Origin of the sequence: Microcoleus sp. Pol17C6, from assembly GCF_036701145.1 — a bacterium.
Lineage (GTDB): Bacteria > Cyanobacteriota > Cyanobacteriia > Cyanobacteriales > Microcoleaceae > Microcoleus.
On the sequence record NZ_JAUBQH010000036.1, the window covers coordinates 23,321 to 41,336 of the forward strand.

Genomic DNA, 18,016 nt, shown 5'->3' on the forward strand with positions numbered 1-18,016 from the left:
CCGAGTCTTCTTACCAATTTAGAAAATATCTGTTAAATCCAACACAAAACCGGGTAATACATCTTCACCGGACAGAGTTGCAGGTTCATCTAAAATTTCTACTTCTCTACCTTGACGGGATATCTCTACTTTTCTATTTTTGCGATCGAGCAACCATCCCAACCTCGCTCCATTTTTCACATACACTTCCATTTTAGCCCGCAATTTTTCTAGGGAGTCAGTGGTCGATCGCAATTCCACCACAAAATCGGGACAAATCGGCGCAAATTTCTTTTTTTCTTCCGCAGTTAAAGCATCCCACCTGTCGCGCCGAATCCAAGCAGCATCGGGAGAAATATCTGTACCGTCGGGCAGTTTAAATCCAGTTGAAGAATCAAAAGCCATTCCCAAATGCTTATTTTGACGGCTCCAAGATTGAAGTTGATACGATAAGTCAATGTTGAAATTACCCGTCTCGCTACCTGTAGGTGGCATAATAATCAATCCTCCACTAGCAGTGCGCTCAAATCTTAAATCCCGGTTGTCTATACACAACTGAAAAAACTGCTCATCAGTTAATTCGAGCGTTAATTCTAGGGGAGAATGTAGGGGGATAGTTTGTAATTCCATAACTGCCTCCAAATATTACACGAGTTGAATGTCAACAGTTAACAGTTAACCGTCAACTGTTAACAAACAAATAACTAAGTCTCTGTATAACCTTGGATATTTTCGGGTTTAAACTGCTGCAAAATCTTCGCAGCTTTCCCAGTCAAATCATCAGTACCCTTAACCGCAATCAAAAATTTACCCGCATTCAAACGGTTGCGGTAGGGCAAAGCATCGCCGCTACCAAAAGCCATACCGCCCGCGCCTCCAACAAAAACGCTGCCCATTGCAGCGGCGATCGCACCTAGCACTCCGCCGATCGCGTGATCGCCAATTTCGCCCGCCCAGGCAAAAGTCTTCAACTCAGTCATCAGACTGAAAGTAACGCCAGCAATAAAGCCAAAGGGAATCAGCCAAATAGCCATGAGTTTAGCTTGTTTCTTCGCTTGCTGGTTCGGGTCGATCAAGCCAAATTCATCAGCAGTTTTGTAGCCGCGGCCCAAAATACTCACTTGCTTCATAGGCAAGCCTTCTTTTTCGAGAGCACAGTAGGCAGCTTCGGCTTGAATTCGATCGGACAGTACGGCGATAAGATAATTCATTAGAAAACAATTCCTGATAGTTAGGCTTGAATACCCAAAGTCTATTATAGACCGAAAAGACATACTAGCTAAGCACTTGGGGGATTTTCAGACACTCAGAGAGTCCGATCGCCCGCAAAGCTAAAATATTTCACGCAAAAAACGGCCGACCTTGACCGAATACAGATACAATTCAAACTGCACAAAGGCAAGCTTGAGCTGAGCTGTTAGATACTGCTCTAAGTCATAAGTCTCAACTTTGAGCTCGCCAACGCTCGGTCTATTTTTACTATTGCACTCAATTGCTTGCTATGCCTAAAGTTCTAGTATCCGATCCGATCGATCAAGCCGGAATTGACATCCTCTCCCAAGTCGCGCAAGTTGACGTAAACACAGGACTCTCAGCCGAACAACTGGTAAAAATTATTCCCGATTACGACGCTTTGATGATCCGTTCTGGCACCCAAGTTACCAAAGAAATCATTGAAGCCGGGAATTCACTTAAAATCATCGGCAGAGCCGGCGTCGGCGTAGATAATGTCGATGTACCCGCCGCTACCCGCAAAGGAATTGTAGTCGTCAATTCCCCCGAAGGCAATACGATCGCCGCCGCCGAACACGCCCTCGCCATGATGCTCTCGATGTCCCGCCACATCCCGGAAGCTAACGAATCCGTCAAAGGTGGTAAATGGGAACGCAACCGCTTTATCGGCGTAGAAGTTTACAAAAAAACCCTCGGCATCGTCGGTTTGGGCAAAATCGGCTCCCACCTCGCCGCCGCAGCCAAAGCAATGGGCATGAAACTGCTGGCCTACGACCCCTTCATTTCGACCGAAAGAGCCGACCAGTTGGGCTGCCGCTTGGTAGAACTCGAACTGCTGATGCGCGAATCCGACTACATCACCCTGCACATCCCCAAAACGCCGGAAACCCTGCACTTAATTAACGCTGAAGTGCTCTCGAAAATGAAGCCCACGGCCCGCATCATAAACTGCGCCAGAGGCGGAATCATCGACGAAGCAGCCCTCGCAGAAGCCATCAAAGAAGGCAAGATCGCCGGCGCAGCTTTGGACGTTTACGAACACGAGCCGCTGGAAGCTGATTCCCCGCTGCGGAGTGTCGGCCAAAACATTGTGCTGACGCCCCACTTGGGAGCATCCACAGCGGAAGCTCAGGTGAATGTGGCCATCGATGTTGCTGAACAAATTCGCGATGTACTGTTGGGGCTACCCGCACGATCGGCTGTCAACATACCAGGAATTTACCCAGACTCGATCGAAAAACTCAAACCCTACCTGCAACTCGCCGAAACCCTCGGCAACCTCGTCAGCCAGCTAGCCGGAGGCCGAGTCGATTACCTCAACGTTCAACTGCAAGGCGAATTGGCCAGCAACCAAAGCCAGCCCGTAGTCGTCGCCGCCCTCAAAGGCCTGCTCTCCCAAGCCCTGCGAGAGCGCGTTAACTACGTCAACGCCAGCATCGAAGCCAAAGAACGCGGAATTCGCGTCGTCGAAACCAGAGACGCCTCAATTCGCGACTACACCGGCTCCCTGCACCTCTCGGCCAAGGGAACCCTCGGCGAACACACCGTCACAGGTGCAGTGCTCGGCGAAAGCGAAATTCGGATTACCAGCGTTGACGATTTCCCGGTCAACGTTTCCCCCACTCACCATATGCTGTTTACCCTGCACCGCGATATGCCGGGGATTATTGGCAAAATTGGTTCCCAATTGGGCAGTTTTAATGTCAATATTGCCAGTATGCAAGTAGGCCGTAAAATCGTGCGAGGCGATGCGGTGATGGTTTTGAGCCTCGATGACCCTCTACCAGAGGGGATACTGGCTGAGATCCTAAAAGTTCCGGGAATTCGGGATGCTTACACGGTAAATCTTTGACGGATTTTGGAGTTTAGATTTTGGATGCAAGGGCTGATAATTGGTAATGGGTAATTGGTCATTGGTCATTGGCAAGAAAGCGGGAATTTTTCTATTAGCCAATCCTCCTTCCTCACTCCCCACTTCCCAGTCTCCAGTTCCCCTGGGCCAATCTAAAATCTAAAATCTAAAATCTAAAATCGTTATGGCACATAGCTGGTGGGAAATTAGAATTCTTTGCGATCCGGCGCTGGAAGATATCATCTTTTGGCGTCTGGAACGGTTTAACTGTCGGGGAACTGCTACGGAGCTCAAAAGCAATTCCTGCCTGATGTCGGCTTATTTGCCCGAAGAACAGGCAGGATTGCTGGATTTGGCCGCTCTGTCTCTGTGGCTGCGCCAAGATGCTCTGTGTGCAGGTTTGCCCCTACCTGCGATGCAGTGGGATTTAATTGAAGACGAAGACTGGGGCAGCACTTGGAAGGAGCACTGGCAGCCTCAAGAAGTGGGCGATCGCTTTTTAATTAACCCGGCATGGCTGCCCCCGCCGACTGATACCGATCGCATCATTTTGCGTTTAGATCCGGGTGTGGCTTTCGGTACTGGTGCTCACGCTACTACTCAACTTTGTCTGGAGTCGCTGGAAATGCGGCTAGGTTTTGATGACAGCAAGTCCGTAGTTGCCGATATCGGCTGCGGATCGGGTATTTTGTCGATCGGCGCGGTGTTGTTGGGCGCTACAAAAGTTTATGCTTTGGATACAGATCCTTTGGCAGTGCGATCGACCATTAGCAACAGACTACTCAACCGCGTTAATTCTCAGCAGTTAGTTGCAGAGCTCGGAAGTATCGATCGCCTGAAAGAAATGGTAGATGAGCCGATCGACGGTTTGATCTGCAACATTTTAGCAGAAGTAATCATTGATTTAATCCCGCAGTTCACTGCAATTAGCAAACCCACTACTTGGGGCGTGCTCAGCGGCATTTTGCTCGAACAAGCTAAGCCAATTGCCGACACTCTGGAACAGCACGGCTGGATTGTGGCTACTCTGTGGAAGCGCCAAGATTGGTGTTGTTTTAATATTCGGCGTAGTTAACAATATGGTAATTGCTAATTCCTAATTGCTAATTGGTAATTTTGAGTTCATGTTTCATCTTTGGGAAGTGAATTTAAATAAGTCTCTAACCTGAAAATAAACCGCGCCAGCCCAGTAAAAACCATTCACCAAAATCAACAACGTTTTTCCAGCAGAAGAATTAACAAAACCAAAAACGCGGTAAGTTGACAGCAGCACTAACAACATTTCAACGACAGAAACAATTGACCCGTAGTGCTTCCGATCCCAATAAGAAAAGGGACTGATAAAACGGTAATTGCTGAACGGAAAAAAGTGTCGGTGAGCGTCGTCATTGTGGACAGGCAAATCTCCCAGAGAGTGTAGTATCATACTGATAAACAGAATTTCCACGCTTTGCCAGCCAAAGTAATAAGCAATTAGCAAACCAATAACCGCAAGGGGAATTGAATGAAACAGAGCCACAATATCTTGCACAAAAGGCTCATAATATGCTTTTGACCAAATTGTAGCTGCGGGCAAGCGAGCAATGTATTTCGCCCAAAAGTAAAATAAAAATATTGGGATGTCGGGTAAAATACCGCCGATCACAATAATTAGATTAGCTTGGGGCAGTTGCGGTTTACCAAGAATTGCCAGATTGATAATAGCGTGGCTGGGAGTCTTCATAAGTAGGGTGCGTCAACTAGGATTATCTGATTCATAATTAATCAGATATTAACTGACGCACCCTACGTGTGAGATAATTGGCTCCGGTTACAAGTAAGGTTGCACTCGATCGATCAACTGCGCCGCTTGCATCACTCCCTCAATTCGATCGACCTCAGCGCCATTTTTGAACAACACCAAAGTCGGCAAAGCATAAATGTGATGCTGCGACGCCAACTGTTCGTACTTATCGGTGTCAATTTTGACAACCATCAGCTTGTCTTTCATCTGACCGCTGACTTGCTCCAAAATCGGTGCCATCATCTGACAAGGCCCGCACCAAGTAGCGTAAAAATCTACCAACACCGGCAAGTCAGAGCCCGATAGTAACTCTTCAAAACTGCTGAACTGTTTTTGAACTGCCATAAGACAAAATAATTTTTTGGGTTCTGGCTCGATTTTAGTGCAAAATTCTCTGGTAGATTGCGAGGATACAATTATGGAACTATTACCAGAGACTTTTCAGAGATTGCGGGGTCAAGTTGCTGTCGTGACCGGTGCGTCGCGGGGAATCGGCCGCGCCGTTGCTTTAACCCTAGCAGCAGAAGGCGCTAAAGTCGCCGTCAACTATGCGAGTTCGAGTGCTGCTGCTGATGAGGTGGTAGCAGAAATAGTCGCTGCTGGAGGAGAAGCTGTCGCACTTGCAGCAGATGTCTCGAAAACAGACCAAGTAGATTTACTCACCAGTAATGTCATGGAAAAATGGGGACGAATTGACATTTTGGTGAACAATGCCGGCATTACTCGCGATACTTTGCTGCTGCGAATGAAGTTGGAAGATTGGCAAGCGGTAATTGATTTGAATTTAACGGGCGTATTTTTGTGTGCGAAAGCTGCCAGTAAAATCATGCTGAAGCAGCGAAGCGGCCGAATTATTAATATTGCTTCGGTGGCTGGGCAAATGGGCAATCCGGGACAAGCTAATTACAGTGCGGCGAAAGCTGGGGTAATTGGGTTTACTAAAACTGTGGCGAAAGAGTTGGCCAGTCGCGGGATTACTGTGAATGCAGTTGCACCGGGTTTTATCACTACAGATATGACGAAGGATGTCAAGTCTGATGAGATTTTGAAGTATATTCCGCTGGGGAGATACGGGGAAGTTGAGGAAGTTGCTGGGATGGTGAAGTTTTTGGCGGCCGATGCGGCGGCGGCTTATATAACGGGGCAGGTTTTTAATGTGGATGGGGGGATGGTAATGGCTTAGGATTTCGGGATTTTTTTAACCGCAGATGCACGCGGATTAACGCGGATATTTGCGGTTAATAATTACTTTAAGGCGGCACACAACTGACTGAGGACTTTTTTGTATTTTGCAATGCGTTGAAAATCAGCCTCTGTGGGATTGGCGATGCGACGAATATCGAGGTTATGAGTAACATCAGCGATTTTGACTCGCAGTGCGATCGGGTTGGCAATCACACGTTCTAAATAAGCTGCATAAGCTTCTCCTTCTATTTTGGTAATCGCCTCGAGCGCCGATACGATAACTTCAGGAAAACCTTCGCTTCTAAGTTGCTCAAGTGTCAGTTCAGAATCTTCGACCGCATCGTGTAGAACCGCTACAATTTTCTCCTCTATAGAGTTTACATTTTCCATCACAAATACCGGATGATCTAGATAGGGATTGCCTGCTTTATCCACCTGCCCTTCATGAGCTTTGGCTGCGAGCGCGATCGCCCGTTGTAGTAATGATTGGTAATCTGAATTCGTATTTGACAACATAGTCAAGAAGTTCTGTATTAAAGTTTCTGTACCCTCGCGGGGAAAAGGTCGTGTGTGGTTTTTGATTTTAAATATTCCTGCAACAATGTCCAAGCCATTTGAGTACCTTCCCCGGCGTTGACTTTTTCAAAATCTACATCTTTTCTCAAAACTACCAAACCCACACCTTCTTTAATTTCTATTTTATCACAATCGCTAACTCTAGCCAAAAAAAGGTGGTTTTTTTGTAAAATTTTTCTCTCTTTTTGGGTTTTTTGGTGAGTAAAAGTTGTGATAAACTCCATTTTGTAATCATTGGTTGTGAGGCAAGTTTCTTCCTCCATTTCTCGCAGGGCTGCCTGCTGTGGACTTTCTCCACTGTCCACGCCACCACCAAAAGTAGAAAGCATTCCTTGACTGGCAATACCTGGAATATTATCTCGCAGTTGTGCCCCAATCTGACCGTTGGGGAGCATGAGAAAAATGCGAACTATTGACTGAGGAATATTCATGTTATCGATGGAATAACAAAACTCAAAAAAGTTGAGCTAGAGTTTTCTAATTTGAATCCAAATTTTCCTAATCCAATTGTACACCGCAGCATACAAAGCCAGTAACTTATTGACAAAACTTTGCCAAATAGAACCTTCCCTTACCTCAGAAACTTCTTCGGTTTCCACGGACAGCGGGGGCATCCCGACTACTTCATACAGCGGATATTCGCCACTTTTCCCCGGAATTGGCACGGATACGCACCGATCGACGATCGCCAATTCCTTCACTTCCTGATAAGTCTCCTCGGAAATCAGTAAACTTGTTCCCACTTGCTTGTTAGCAGCCTCGATCCGGCTGGCCAAATTCACCGCATCCCCGATCGCCGTAACTGTCTGACTCTTCGACGCGCCCAACTTCCCCACAACCACGCAGCCGCAGTGAATGCCAATCCCAATCCGCAATCGGTGACGGTATAAAGTCTCAAAATAAGGATTGAGTTTCTCTAGTTCCTCCAGCATCTCCACCCCAGCCCTCACTGCTTGTTCCGCCGCTTTGTCGGGATTTTCCAACCCAAACAGCGCCATAAAACCATCTCCCATGTAATTATTAATCATCCCGCCATTGCGGTTGATCACATAACCCATTTTTTGGAAATAGCGATTTAAAACATAAATTACATCGTAGGGCAACAGCGACTCTGCAAACGTAGTAAACCCTCGAATATCGGCAAACAAAATTGCAATTTTCTTCTCTTGCCCGACAGGAGCCGAAATTGACTTTCCCGCCATTTCGTCGTTAAATGATTCCAAGTCTTCAGAATCGATCGCCAATCGGCGCAAAATTACCTTGCCGCCTGCAACCTGTGTCTGACAAGCTAGCCTAATTTCCGGTTCTAAACGCAATTTTTTGGCAAGTTCCTCTTCCGGCGAAGTGCGCGGAGAGCAAAATTCCAAACCTTCGACAATCAATACCCGGCAAGTCGAACATCGAGCACTACCGCCGCAGATGTGGGTGTGGGGAATGTCGGCACGCAGGGAAGCTTCGAGAATTATATCGTCGTCGTCTATCTCGATCGTGCGATCGTCCGGCAGATAGTGAATCTGTGGCATATTTGGCGCGTCTAGCTAATTAGCGAGGAATCTCGCGGACATCTGTTATTGCAGCGAACCTGTATGCAAACCCGGTTTCTGGGCATTTTTTCTGTATCCCTGATTCCTTAACTATAAGTCGCGATCGGCATTTGCTTCTCGTTTCGCCAGCTCAACCGCCCCAATGAAACCAGTTTAAAAAAAGAGAGCAACTCTAGACAAGAGTCCAACTCTTAGCTCATCATTTATTCTCAATTCTCAAATCTAAAATGGTATAACTGAACACTAAAATTTTCATCTCACCGTGAAAATACCCCAATTCAAGCTGTGGAGTTAATCTAAAATCTAAAATCTAAAATGGACGGACATAATTCTTAATAAAATTAATATCGCCCAAAGCCCTATAAATCCGTTATCAAATCCCCTTCAACAGCCATATATTTTTAAGATTTGGGGGAGTTTTGCTGTGCAAACCTTACTGGGCAATAGTTTTAGCTTTTTTGCTCTCTAACAACCACCCAATTTTCGTGAGATAGAATAGCAGAATCTTTAAAACCAGTATAACCATGACTTCATCAACAGCCCTACAAAACATCGAAAACCACATTCCCCTCGTGGGAAATATCCATACCAAAAGTCCGATCGCCTACGGAGCAACCCGCCTCGCAGTCAGTGCAGTTAACACGGTGCAAATGGCAGTAGCAGAGTCTTACATCAACGGATTAGAAGTCCCAGATTCAGTATTGCGATCGCTTTTTGATACCTGTATGCCCGTCTTTTTTAAGCATTTCCCGTCCCTGCTTGCACCCTACGAATGGGTACTAACAGAAACAGACCACACAGCCGAAGGGCCGCGGGATTTAATGAAGATTCAGTACGACTTACCTCAAGCAATGCTGAATCCGATGTTAGGCGATGGAAAACTCATTTATCCTAAATACAGCATGGGGTTATGGGAAAAAGGAGCCACCAACCTTGAACAAGCGCAAATGCAGATGATTGATGATGTGATTGAGAAGCTAGAGATTCAAGATGGCGACAATATTTTAGACTTTGGCTGCGGTTGGGGTTGTGTTCCCAATTACATTCTTTCCAAATTCCCCAATGTGACCTTTACCGGGATTAACCTCAGCCACCACCAATGCGAGTATATGCGTCAGAAGATGCAAGACCCCGAAAGCTACCTTAGTTCCGGTCGATTCACCCTATATGAAGGCGATTTGAACGACGCCAACTTCGAGACAAAATTTGATAAAATTCTCTCCATTGGAGTTTTTTGTCATGTAGGTAATTTAACGAAGGCTTTCCAAAAGCTGGCATCTTTCCTGAAGGATAACGGCAAAGTGTTTATTCACATCATCACAGTTCGCACTCCCAACAATATATCCAGCGTTTTCACCCACAAATACATTTTTCCCCACGGCCGTTACTGGAAATACGATGCCGTTCCCAGCCACAATAAAGACCTCAAAACCATTCAAAGATGGTATCTCAACGGATACAATTACTCCACAACCTTTGCTAACTGGCTGAAAAACTTTGACGATTCTCAGGTAATAGTCAAAGATTTGGACTACGGCATCGACTATGCCAAATTTCGGCGAATCTGGCGGTTTTACTTGATTTGGTTTGTGTCTAACTTCGCGAGTTGCGACGGCGAATATAACGGCAACGGCCAATATTTAATGGTTCGTGCCTAACCGCTAATCAGTAGACCAAGCTCAAAAAACCTAACACCACGAACCCCGACTTCTCAAAGAAGTCGGGGTTCTCAAATGCGAGCTACTTATCTGGATAATGAAACCGCCCTATGTGGATTGAGGGCGATCTAGAAGTGTTGCATTATTTTGAGAAACTTGTCTGAGTTTAAAAAAGTCCGGAATCAGATGATCGATCGGTGAATAAGACCTATATCAAGCATGAACCCGCACAATACTTTTTAAATTCCATCCTCGATCGGTAGTGATGATATCCGATATTTTACTACAAAAAAAGCGTTACTTTATACAATGGTACAGAATATGAAACCTTCTCTTCCTCAAGACGATCCGAACCAAGAACAGCGCCGCGATTCCTTGAATCGTCAGCAACAAGCTTATCAGTTTGACCATGACAGTTTATCACCTTTGGCATTATTGAAAGATCTGCCACCAGTCGAGAACTTTTCGAGCAAGTATATTGGAGAGCGGATACTAGCAACATCGGAACTTCCCGGAAATATGCTGGCGGCCGATTCGAGAAGTTTTCTCGATCCTCTCGACGAGCTCCAAGACTATGAAGATTTCTTTACTCTGCTGCCACTACCTGCTGTTGCCAAAATCTACCAAACCGATCGCTCTTTTGCAGAACAGCGCCTGTCTGGAGCAAATCCGATGGTGCTTCGTTTGTTAGATGCCGGCGATCCTCGGGCGCAAACACTGGCACAAATTTCCAGCTTTCACCCATTATTCGATCTGGGCCAAGAGTTGCAACAAAAAAACATTTACATTGCCGATTATACGGGTAGCGACCAACACTATCGCGCGCCTTCAAAAATTGGAGGCGGCAGCTCTGAAAAAGGCAGAAAATTCTTGCCAAAACCGCGAGCTTTTTTCGCTTGGCGGTGGACGGGAATCCGCGATCGCGGTGAACTGGTGCCGATTGCCATTCAACTAGATCCCACGCCAGATAGCCATGTCTACACCCCGTTCGATCCTCCTGTGGATTGGCTGTTTGCGAAACTCTGCGTGCAAGTAGCAGATGCCAATCACCACGAAATGAGCTCGCATTTAGGTCGAACTCATTTGGTGATGGAACCAATCGCGATCGTCACCGCCCGACAGTTGGCTAAAAATCACCCCCTTAGCCTGCTGCTGAAACCGCACTTTCGGTTTATGTTGACGAACAACGAGCTGGCACGTTCTTATTTGATCGCTCCGGGCGGGCCAGTCGATGACTTGCTAAGCGGTAGCTTGCCAGAGACAATGGAAATAGCTAGAGAGGCTTGCAGTAACTGGAGTCTGGATCAATTTGCCTTTCCAACCGAACTGAAAAATCGGGGCATGGACGATCCAAATCAACTGCCTCACTATCCTTACCGAGATGATGGATTACTGCTGTGGAATGCGATCGAAACCTTTGTATGTGGCTATCTCAAATTCTTTTACCCGACAAATGAAGCACTCGTCCAAGATGTGGAACTGCAAACTTGGGCCCAAGAATTAGCCTCGAATGAGGGCGGTAAAGTCAAAGGAATGCCCAGCAAAATAGACACAGTTGAACAATTAATTAAAATTGTCACAACCATAATTTTTACCTGCGGCCCGCAGCATTCAGCAGTCAATTTTCCCCAGTATGAATACATGAGTTTTGCCGCCAATATGCCTTTGGCAGCATACCGGGACATTCCCAAAATTAATGCTTCTGGGACTCTCGAAGTGATTACGGAAAAGGACATTTTACGGTTGCTTCCTCCGTACAAGCGAGCGGCTGAACAACTAAAAATTCTGTTTATTTTGTCAGCTTATCGATATGACCGTTTGGGTTATTACGATAAATCTTTCCGAGAACTCTACCGGATGAGTTTCGACGAAGTTTTTGCGGGAACGCCGATCGAATTTTTAGCCAGACAGTTCCAGCAAAATTTGAATATGGCTGAACAGAAGATTGATGCTAACAATCAAAAACGAGTCATCCCTTATTTGGCTCTCAAGCCTTCGTTGGTACTAAATAGCATCAGTATGTAGGAGTTTATTTTTGGGGCGGGCGAGACGCCCACCCCACAATAAAATTCATTTTTTGTGGAACAGGCCCAAAAGCCTGTTTTTCAGCATGGTTCAAGATGTGAGTTGCGCGAATTCTCCGCTTTTATAGTCTTCAACAATCGAGCAATTCACGGCCATTGTACCCGCAGAATCAGTGAAGGTGACTTCATCTTGATAATGCCGGGGTGTTTGCATCAGCAACCGCCAAGCTTTGCCACCATCGATTAAATTCAGGCGTCCGGGATAGTGAATTTGCAACAACTCTTGCACCATCGGATAATAGTTTGAGTTGATGCTGGGGAAAATATGATGCTCTGTGTGGTAAGAAAAATTCAAGTGCAGCAGGTCAAATATTTTAGGAACCCGCACTGACATACTGTTGATCAGCGGGTCATTAATGGCGGTCATCCGGCAACCCATGTGGTTGGTATAGATGTAAAACATTGCGCCTGCATGACCAATTGCGATCGGCAAAATGTAGGCAAGAGCGATTTTAAGCGGATGAAAATTTAGGTAGAACAAAATGCTGGCATGAATTCCTAAAATTCCCAGACATTCAAATGCGATTGTCAATCTATCTTTAGGACTAACTGTAAAGGCAGCCGGTACGTAATCGACAGATTTATCGTTAAATAACAGTACCGAGGTGAGATTGCGGAAATTATGCACTAACCACGAACCGGCCATCCCTACCATTAACCACACCGGATTGACTTCCACCGAGGGTACAAACAGATTTTGAATCCATTTTCCCCAAGTATCTGGTTGCTGGTACAGATAGTTGCGATCGGGGTCGGCCACAGAGTTCGTGTTATTGTGATGTACGAGGTTGTGCAGATTTTTCCACTGAGTAGGCGGCATAAACAGCATACTTAGTCCCAAAAAGGCGATCGGATAAGTGAGGCGCGACTTTTTCTGAACACTACCGTGCATCAAATCGTGGGAGCTAAATAGCAAAACTATGATACTATTGCCCATGATGACGGCTAAAGGTAAGTAAAGCCCTAAAAGATAGACAGGCCAGCGATCGAGATTAGCAGCAATTCCCCATCCCAGCAATAAAATAGCAGCGTTGATGAATAGTATTGCTAACTTGCTAGGATCTGGTTCAAAGGCATCTGATGGCAGTAGCAGACGCAATTTTTTAACATATACCGAGTGGTGAATTAGCGTTTCTTCGCCTAAAGTCGGCGTTGCCGCCTTGTCTAGAGTATTGAGTAATTTTTGGGATTTCATGTTATCGCTAAAAGTATTTTCATGGGTGAGTTAATAACTTTTTAAAGTTAATTAGAGCCAGTACCGATTTGAGATTGACCCACAAATGAATCGGGGGCTTATTATCAGGACGCGGAAATTTTATCTGTGTCCACGGTGTCGTTCCGGGAGCTTGTGACTAAATTGCTTGATATCAAAGCTGCCTAATTGTTGTACCAAGATATTATTGTCTTCCCTCAATAAAAATTGGGGAAACAACTATTAAAGGCTTATAAAGGCTTAGCCATCGATAATACTATCCGACTTTTGACTTGGGTTTAATATTCCAATAACTAATCCTAAATATCCTATTAGATTAAAAAAGTCCGTTTCCTTGAACAATTTCTTTAATTGTCGTCAGCGTATCTAACCCGATTAATCCCCGACGATAACCTTTTTGGTTGGACATTCCCAAAAATATCGCATCTCCCCGATTTTGATAGCGCCAAAACCGAGGTGAGGCATTAATAAAAGTTGAGGCACTGTTAACATCCAGAGCAAATTGGCGACTTTCTAAGTAAGATTCAGTGGCAATGCAGTCAGCGTGGCCGCTGCTGTAGCGGTTGATCCAGCCGATCGCAATCTCTAAACTATCGACAACTTTAAACGCTATGGTTTTGTTTAAATACGGTTGAGTCCACTCGTATGGTTCCGCCAGCTTCAAGTCGGGGAAATCTGCAACAAGATCCGCATCGGCGCTAATTTGAAAGCCTTTTTCTTTTAAACTGTTCCACAGCCTGACTAAGGAAGAAGGCTTTTGGTTGCGATCGATCAGCACTTTCTCGATCGCATTAACAGGATCGGGAACGCTTTGATGGCTGTCCAAAATCATCCACCTTGCCATCTCCAAACTGCCAGTCGGTGACCAATAAAGGTAACAATTTCCCATTGCCGACCTCAAAACTGGTGCTGTACACAACCTTACTACCTGCTGCACCAAACTTGGCCTGCCGTAGGGAATAATTAAATTGAGATATTGGTCTTGAGTTACCAATTCTCTGATTGAAGCGCCCCGATCCGGCGGCAGTACCTGCAAACATCCCGATGGCAAACCGACCTCATCGATCGCCGAAACCAAAGCTTCTCCAATTACACTATTAGTGTGCCAGCTTTCGCTGCCGCCTTTAAGAATCAAACTGTTAGCGCTTTTGAGAGACAAACCCGCGGCGATCGCCCCCAACTCGGGAAACGCCTCGTAAATTAGAGCGATCGCCCCCAGCGGTAGCGACTGACAGTAAACCTGACAGCGATCGACCTGATAAGAAGCATTGATCACCCTGCCGATGGGATCTGGCATTTCCCCCAACCGTTCCAGAATTTGCACAGTTGTCTTTATCCGTTCCGGCGTCAGCTTCAGCCACTCCACGATCAACTCCGGAATCGCCATGTCCCGACTTGCTTCTAGATCCAGAGTATTTGCTTCTAAAATGTCATTTTGTCTGCGTTTCAGCGAGCCCGCCATCGCCTGCAAAGCTGCCGCGCGATCGGCACTCTTTGTCGCAGCCAACTCCAAAGAAGCTTGATAAGCACGACGCGCGACATTTGCGGCATCTGATGAATGGGTAAAATCCTCTATTATCATCTAGCTAACGCCTATAAGCCAGCCATACCATCAGCGCCGGCAGCATTGCTAGCAGCACCGCGACCATTGCCCACAGAATAATATTCGGGCCCGGCGAGTGTAGCGCCAAGGGCAACCAAATCACTAGCGGCACCAATATCATACCCAAAGCCAGTGGCAAGTAATGGGCCTTCAAACCCGGATGCGCTCTGTTCCACTGGTTGCCCGTCCACCGCCAAGCCTGCTTGTAAGGATAGTTCGTTGATAGTTGCTCAATCACGTATCCACTTTCGTCCAATACAAATATTTGTTGACAGCGGTTGCAGCCAAAGGCTTCTGTCAACGTTATGGGAACTAGACGACCCCGGCGTCGGCAAGGACAGGGGTACTCATCGTTTAAGTCAATCTTTGGAGCTTTTTGAGATGGCACTAGCGATCGGATAAAAAAAGCGTTTTTGCAAAAATAATCGTTAACATATCCACTTAATCAAACTTGTCAATTTCGGCATATCGAGGCTTTCAACTCCCTATTCCGATATCTCGCCCGATCGGCAATTTTGACTTGCAAGTTCTGGATTCAATCTTACCACTAACTTAGGTATTTTCAACCATCATTAGGACTATACCGAAAACTTTCTTAATATACTTTCCGGTTTCCTTGATTTTTTTATCTTCTAAAGCGGGTGACGCGATTCGAACGCGCGACATTCACCTTGGCAAGGTGACGCTCTACCACTGAGCTACACCCGCATTTCCTGCGGTATTAACAATATTGTCTCAATTCTCGAAATTTGTCAAGTCTTTTTAGTAAGTTTTTTTCACAAACCCAGTAAACCCCCCCCAAACCCACCCCCCACCTGCAATTTCAGCAGCCCGATCATTAACCAAATCAGTAATTGCCGTGAAAATTGACCGCCATCGGCCGACGGCAAAGCTACAATCAAGCTGGAATTGTGGGAGAACACTGTCATGTCAGATTTAAATCGCGGAATCATGAAGTTCAAGGGAGCTGACAGTCCTATAGCGATCGCCATTTCGGCGATTGTCATTGCCGGCGGCATCGGCTTCTTGATCTGGTGGGCGCTGCAATCAGCCTACACCTTCAGCTAACAGACTACTCAAACGTAAAACTTATAAGGTCTTGCTCAGAAGGCAGAATTTAAGAAAAATTCTGTCTTTTGCATTTTTTGCCATTAGTCTGGAATTGATTGCCCAGGAATGCGGATCGATTGCTGACGATCACATGATTGCCATAAATCACCCGATCGGGCGAGTCGCTAGCATGAGCCGAGATGACTCCCCGATCAACTACTTTTGTAGTACACTTGTAAACAAAGCGCGCCGAGAGCGCAATTTTAGATGCAAGTGTTTGCAAGGGTTGTATCTCCACACAAATTTATGGCAAGCTTTCAGGACATTTTCCAATACTACAGTCGCTACTGGAAAATATCAGTCTACAGCATAGGCGCATCCAGCGTTTTGGCACTAGCCGATTTGCTTGTTCCCTACGCGATCGGTCAAATATTAAACGTATTGTCGGGTCAACCTACAGATACAGTAACCCAAAAACTGATAACAGCGATCGCCTCTGTTACCCAGCACTCACCCAACAAAATATTATCGCTATCGGTCTTGCTGGGCATAATTTTTCTGGTAACAGTCGCCAAAGCACCGGTACAGCCTTGGGTGGGAAATTGGTTCCACTGGGCGATACCGTTGAGGGCAAGGCGCGATCAAATGAGAAGTGCGATCGGCAAAATCCTCACCTTACCCCTAGAATTCTACGACGAAAACAACGCCGGACGGATTGCCAGCCGCATCGCCAAAGGCATCGCCAACCATACTTGGACTTACCCAGAAATTGCCGGCGAATTCATCCCCGAAGTCGTCCGCTTAATCGGCATTTTTGCCGTTATCTGCTTAATTGAGTGGCGGATTGGCTTATTAATTTTGGTTTCATTTCTATTTATCCTCAGTTTCACCTTAAAAGGCCTGCAACAGGTGACGGCGCAGGAAGAAAGTCTGGATGAATACATCGAAGATACCGAAAGCCGCAACTCGGAAATTATCACCAACATCAAAACAGTCAAAGCTTTTGCGACAGAAAGCCATGAACTCAAAAGGCAAACAACCAGACTCGATCGCGAATCAAAAGTCGTGATCCACCGCATTCACAAAGGATACGTCATCCTGGGGACATACCAGCAGACGATCGTCCAGTTGTGTTTGTTTTCAGTCCTCGGTTTTAGCCTAGCAGCCACGGTTGCAGGCAAAATTTCCCTCGGATATTTTGTTACCGTCTACACCCTGGCAAGCATGGCATATTCCCAACTGCGTCCGATTAGCGTTATCGCCGAATTATTGGCGCGGCGTTATTCTTCAATGATCCGGTTCCACGAGTTTATGCAAACGCCAGACGGTGTTGATGCGGTTAATTTAGCAGAAAATGCTCGATCGGCGTCGCCTTATAAATTTACCGGCAAAGTTGAGTTCAGCGGTTTGACCTTCGGGTACGACAGTCAAAAACCCGTTTTGCAAGATGTGAATTTATTGATTCATCCCCGTCAAACTGTAGCATTAGTCGGGCGATCGGGTTCCGGGAAATCGACTTTAGTGAAACTTTTGTTTCGCTACTTTGAACCTAACTCCGGCCGCATTTTGATCGACGGAGAAGACATTTGCAGCTTAGACGTGACTCGCTATCGCCAGCGTTTAGCGATTGTCCACCAAGAAGTAGACGTTTTTAACGGTACTTTGCTGGAAAATTTGACTTACGGAAACAGAAATGCAACTTTCGAGCAAGTTGAGGATGCTTGTCGCATTGCCAAAGTAGACGATTTTGTGCGACTGTTGCCCCAAGGTTACTATACCGTGGTCGGAGAGAGAGGAATGCGGTTGTCCGGCGGTCAGCGGCAGCGGTTGGGGATTGCGAGGGCGCTGTTGGTGGAGCCGGATGTGTTAATTTTTGATGAGGCTACTTCTAGTTTGGACTATGAATCGGAGCGATCGATCCAGCTAGCCATGCAAAATATCCTCGGTACGCGCACCACCATCATTATTGCCCACAGACTCAGTACAATTCGCGAAGCCGATACGATCGTCGTACTCGACGGGGGTAGAATCGTCGAAATTGGCAGCCACGAAGAACTCTTAAGCCAACAAGGCATTTACCGCCGCCTGCACTCCCTGCAAGAAACCGGAGAATTACTGAATTAGGGATTTGGGCTAAGTCTAGACTTAGGGTGCTCCGGGCGGGCACCCAGCCTAGACGTAGCAATGCACACCTTAAACAGTGTTCAAATTTCCCGTCGGCCGCTAACTAACTTATGTGTTCTAAACTTAATGATT

At 46.2% G+C, this 18,016-nt stretch carries 18 protein-coding genes and 1 tRNA gene; 7 read left to right on the forward strand and 12 right to left on the reverse strand.

The features are described 5' to 3' along the window. Nucleotides 1–18 precede the first annotated feature (18 nt). Nucleotides 19–609 (reverse strand): Uma2 family endonuclease, encoded by a 591-nt coding sequence (locus QUA25_RS18360; protein WP_333040301.1) that lies wholly within the window; start codon nt 607–609, stop codon nt 19–21. 74 nt (nt 610–683) lie between these two features. Then, the gene (locus tag QUA25_RS18365) at nt 684–1,190 is read right to left on the reverse strand and encodes a hypothetical protein (RefSeq protein ID WP_333040303.1); all 507 of its coding nucleotides are present in this window, start codon (nt 1,188–1,190) and stop codon (nt 684–686) included. Between the two features lie 290 nt (nt 1,191–1,480). On the opposite strand from QUA25_RS18365, the gene serA reads away from it, so the two are divergent. Beyond that, nucleotides 1,481–3,064, forward strand: coding sequence for a phosphoglycerate dehydrogenase (gene serA / locus QUA25_RS18370; protein ID WP_333040304.1), 1,584 nt, complete (start codon nt 1,481–1,483; stop codon nt 3,062–3,064). A 184-nt stretch (nt 3,065–3,248) separates the two neighbouring features. Continuing rightward, complete coding sequence (gene prmA, locus QUA25_RS18375; protein WP_333040306.1) at nt 3,249–4,139, forward strand: 50S ribosomal protein L11 methyltransferase; 891 nt, start codon at nt 3,249–3,251, stop codon at nt 4,137–4,139. Nucleotides 4,140–4,193: 54 nt separating this feature from the next. Here prmA and QUA25_RS18380 read toward each other — a convergent pair whose 3' ends face one another. After that, nucleotides 4,194–4,787 (reverse strand): hypothetical protein, encoded by a 594-nt coding sequence (locus QUA25_RS18380; RefSeq protein WP_333040307.1) that lies wholly within the window; start codon nt 4,785–4,787, stop codon nt 4,194–4,196. An 87-nt stretch (nt 4,788–4,874) separates the two neighbouring features. Next, nucleotides 4,875–5,192, reverse strand: coding sequence for a thioredoxin (gene trxA / locus QUA25_RS18385; protein WP_015178505.1), 318 nt, complete (start codon nt 5,190–5,192; stop codon nt 4,875–4,877). 73 nt (nt 5,193–5,265) lie between these two features. On the opposite strand from trxA, the gene fabG reads away from it, so the two are divergent. Beyond that, nucleotides 5,266–6,030 carry a 3-oxoacyl-[acyl-carrier-protein] reductase gene (gene fabG / locus QUA25_RS18390; RefSeq protein WP_006634175.1) on the forward strand — a complete coding sequence of 255 codons (765 nt, stop codon included), beginning with the start codon at nt 5,266–5,268 and terminating at the stop codon, nt 6,028–6,030. Nucleotides 6,031–6,092: 62 nt separating this feature from the next. Here the strand turns inward: fabG and QUA25_RS18395 are convergent, their stop codons facing one another. From QUA25_RS18395 to QUA25_RS18405, 3 genes are read right to left on the reverse strand one after another with little or no spacing between them, the layout of a single operon-like run. Beyond that, nucleotides 6,093–6,548, reverse strand: a complete 456-nt coding sequence (locus QUA25_RS18395) for an HD domain-containing protein (protein WP_333040309.1) — start codon at nt 6,546–6,548, stop codon at nt 6,093–6,095. Nucleotides 6,549–6,565: 17 nt separating this feature from the next. After that, on the reverse strand, nt 6,566–7,039 hold the full coding sequence (locus tag QUA25_RS18400) for an NUDIX domain-containing protein (protein ID WP_333040310.1): 474 nt from the start codon (nt 7,037–7,039) through the stop codon (nt 6,566–6,568). A gap of 36 nt (nt 7,040–7,075) precedes the next feature. Continuing rightward, nucleotides 7,076–8,131, reverse strand: a complete 1,056-nt coding sequence (locus tag QUA25_RS18405) for an adenylate/guanylate cyclase domain-containing protein (protein WP_333040312.1) — start codon at nt 8,129–8,131, stop codon at nt 7,076–7,078. A gap of 545 nt (nt 8,132–8,676) precedes the next feature. Here QUA25_RS18405 and QUA25_RS18410 point away from each other — a divergent pair. Both QUA25_RS18410 and QUA25_RS18415 read left to right on the forward strand, forming a co-directional pair. Next, nucleotides 8,677–9,810, forward strand: a complete 1,134-nt coding sequence (locus QUA25_RS18410; protein WP_333040314.1) for a class I SAM-dependent methyltransferase — start codon at nt 8,677–8,679, stop codon at nt 9,808–9,810. A 321-nt stretch (nt 9,811–10,131) separates the two neighbouring features. After that, nucleotides 10,132–11,835 (forward strand): lipoxygenase family protein, encoded by a 1,704-nt coding sequence (locus QUA25_RS18415; protein WP_333040315.1) that lies wholly within the window; start codon nt 10,132–10,134, stop codon nt 11,833–11,835. Nucleotides 11,836–11,925: 90 nt separating this feature from the next. Here the strand turns inward: QUA25_RS18415 and QUA25_RS18420 are convergent, their stop codons facing one another. From QUA25_RS18420 to QUA25_RS18440, 5 genes are all read right to left on the reverse strand, one after another. After that, nucleotides 11,926–13,089, reverse strand: coding sequence for a fatty acid desaturase (locus QUA25_RS18420; RefSeq protein ID WP_333040316.1), 1,164 nt, complete (start codon nt 13,087–13,089; stop codon nt 11,926–11,928). Between the two features lie 334 nt (nt 13,090–13,423). Continuing rightward, a complete protein-coding gene (locus tag QUA25_RS18425) occupies nt 13,424–14,689 on the reverse strand; it encodes a glutamate-5-semialdehyde dehydrogenase (protein ID WP_333040318.1) in 1,266 nt (421 codons plus the stop codon). Nucleotides 14,690–14,693: 4 nt separating this feature from the next. Continuing rightward, on the reverse strand, nt 14,694–15,098 hold the full coding sequence (locus QUA25_RS18430) for a hypothetical protein (protein WP_039888086.1): 405 nt from the start codon (nt 15,096–15,098) through the stop codon (nt 14,694–14,696). 248 nt (nt 15,099–15,346) lie between these two features. Then, nucleotides 15,347–15,418, reverse strand: a tRNA-Gly gene (locus tag QUA25_RS18435). A gap of 68 nt (nt 15,419–15,486) precedes the next feature. Continuing rightward, a complete protein-coding gene (locus tag QUA25_RS18440) occupies nt 15,487–15,639 on the reverse strand; it encodes a hypothetical protein (RefSeq protein ID WP_333040321.1) in 153 nt (50 codons plus the stop codon). On the opposite strand from QUA25_RS18440, the gene QUA25_RS18445 reads away from it, so the two are divergent. Next, a complete protein-coding gene (locus QUA25_RS18445) occupies nt 15,638–15,778 on the forward strand; it encodes a hypothetical protein (RefSeq protein WP_172188980.1) in 141 nt (46 codons plus the stop codon). The genes QUA25_RS18440 and QUA25_RS18445 overlap by 2 nt on opposite strands. Nucleotides 15,779–16,066: 288 nt before the next feature. Then, entirely contained in the window at nt 16,067–17,884 is a 1,818-nt protein-coding gene (locus tag QUA25_RS18450) for an ABC transporter ATP-binding protein (protein WP_333040323.1), read from the forward strand. The last annotated feature ends 132 nt before the right edge of the window (nt 17,885–18,016 follow it).

What these genes read in the sequence shown, in the direction of transcription:
- QUA25_RS18360 (WP_333040301.1), bottom strand. Translation starts at nt 609, where the DNA reads ATGGAATTACAAACTATCCCCCTACATTCTCCCCTAGAATTAACGCTC.
- QUA25_RS18365 (WP_333040303.1), bottom strand. Translation starts at nt 1,190, where the DNA reads ATGAATTATCTTATCGCCGTACTGTCCGATCGAATTCAAGCCGAAGCT.
- serA (WP_333040304.1), top strand. Translation starts at nt 1,481, where the DNA reads ATGCCTAAAGTTCTAGTATCCGATCCGATCGATCAAGCCGGAATTGAC.
- prmA (WP_333040306.1), top strand. Translation starts at nt 3,249, where the DNA reads ATGGCACATAGCTGGTGGGAAATTAGAATTCTTTGCGATCCGGCGCTG.
- QUA25_RS18380 (WP_333040307.1), bottom strand. Translation starts at nt 4,787, where the DNA reads ATGAAGACTCCCAGCCACGCTATTATCAATCTGGCAATTCTTGGTAAA.
- trxA (WP_015178505.1), bottom strand. Translation starts at nt 5,192, where the DNA reads ATGGCAGTTCAAAAACAGTTCAGCAGTTTTGAAGAGTTACTATCGGGC.
- fabG (WP_006634175.1), top strand. Translation starts at nt 5,266, where the DNA reads ATGGAACTATTACCAGAGACTTTTCAGAGATTGCGGGGTCAAGTTGCT.
- QUA25_RS18395 (WP_333040309.1), bottom strand. Translation starts at nt 6,548, where the DNA reads ATGTTGTCAAATACGAATTCAGATTACCAATCATTACTACAACGGGCG.
- QUA25_RS18400 (WP_333040310.1), bottom strand. Translation starts at nt 7,039, where the DNA reads ATGAATATTCCTCAGTCAATAGTTCGCATTTTTCTCATGCTCCCCAAC.
- QUA25_RS18405 (WP_333040312.1), bottom strand. Translation starts at nt 8,131, where the DNA reads ATGCCACAGATTCACTATCTGCCGGACGATCGCACGATCGAGATAGAC.
- QUA25_RS18410 (WP_333040314.1), top strand. Translation starts at nt 8,677, where the DNA reads ATGACTTCATCAACAGCCCTACAAAACATCGAAAACCACATTCCCCTC.
- QUA25_RS18415 (WP_333040315.1), top strand. Translation starts at nt 10,132, where the DNA reads ATGAAACCTTCTCTTCCTCAAGACGATCCGAACCAAGAACAGCGCCGC.
- QUA25_RS18420 (WP_333040316.1), bottom strand. Translation starts at nt 13,089, where the DNA reads ATGAAATCCCAAAAATTACTCAATACTCTAGACAAGGCGGCAACGCCG.
- QUA25_RS18425 (WP_333040318.1), bottom strand. Translation starts at nt 14,689, where the DNA reads ATGATAATAGAGGATTTTACCCATTCATCAGATGCCGCAAATGTCGCG.
- QUA25_RS18445 (WP_172188980.1), top strand. Translation starts at nt 15,638, where the DNA reads ATGTCAGATTTAAATCGCGGAATCATGAAGTTCAAGGGAGCTGACAGT.
- QUA25_RS18440 (WP_333040321.1), bottom strand. Translation starts at nt 15,639, where the DNA reads ATGACAGTGTTCTCCCACAATTCCAGCTTGATTGTAGCTTTGCCGTCG.
- QUA25_RS18450 (WP_333040323.1), top strand. Translation starts at nt 16,067, where the DNA reads ATGGCAAGCTTTCAGGACATTTTCCAATACTACAGTCGCTACTGGAAA.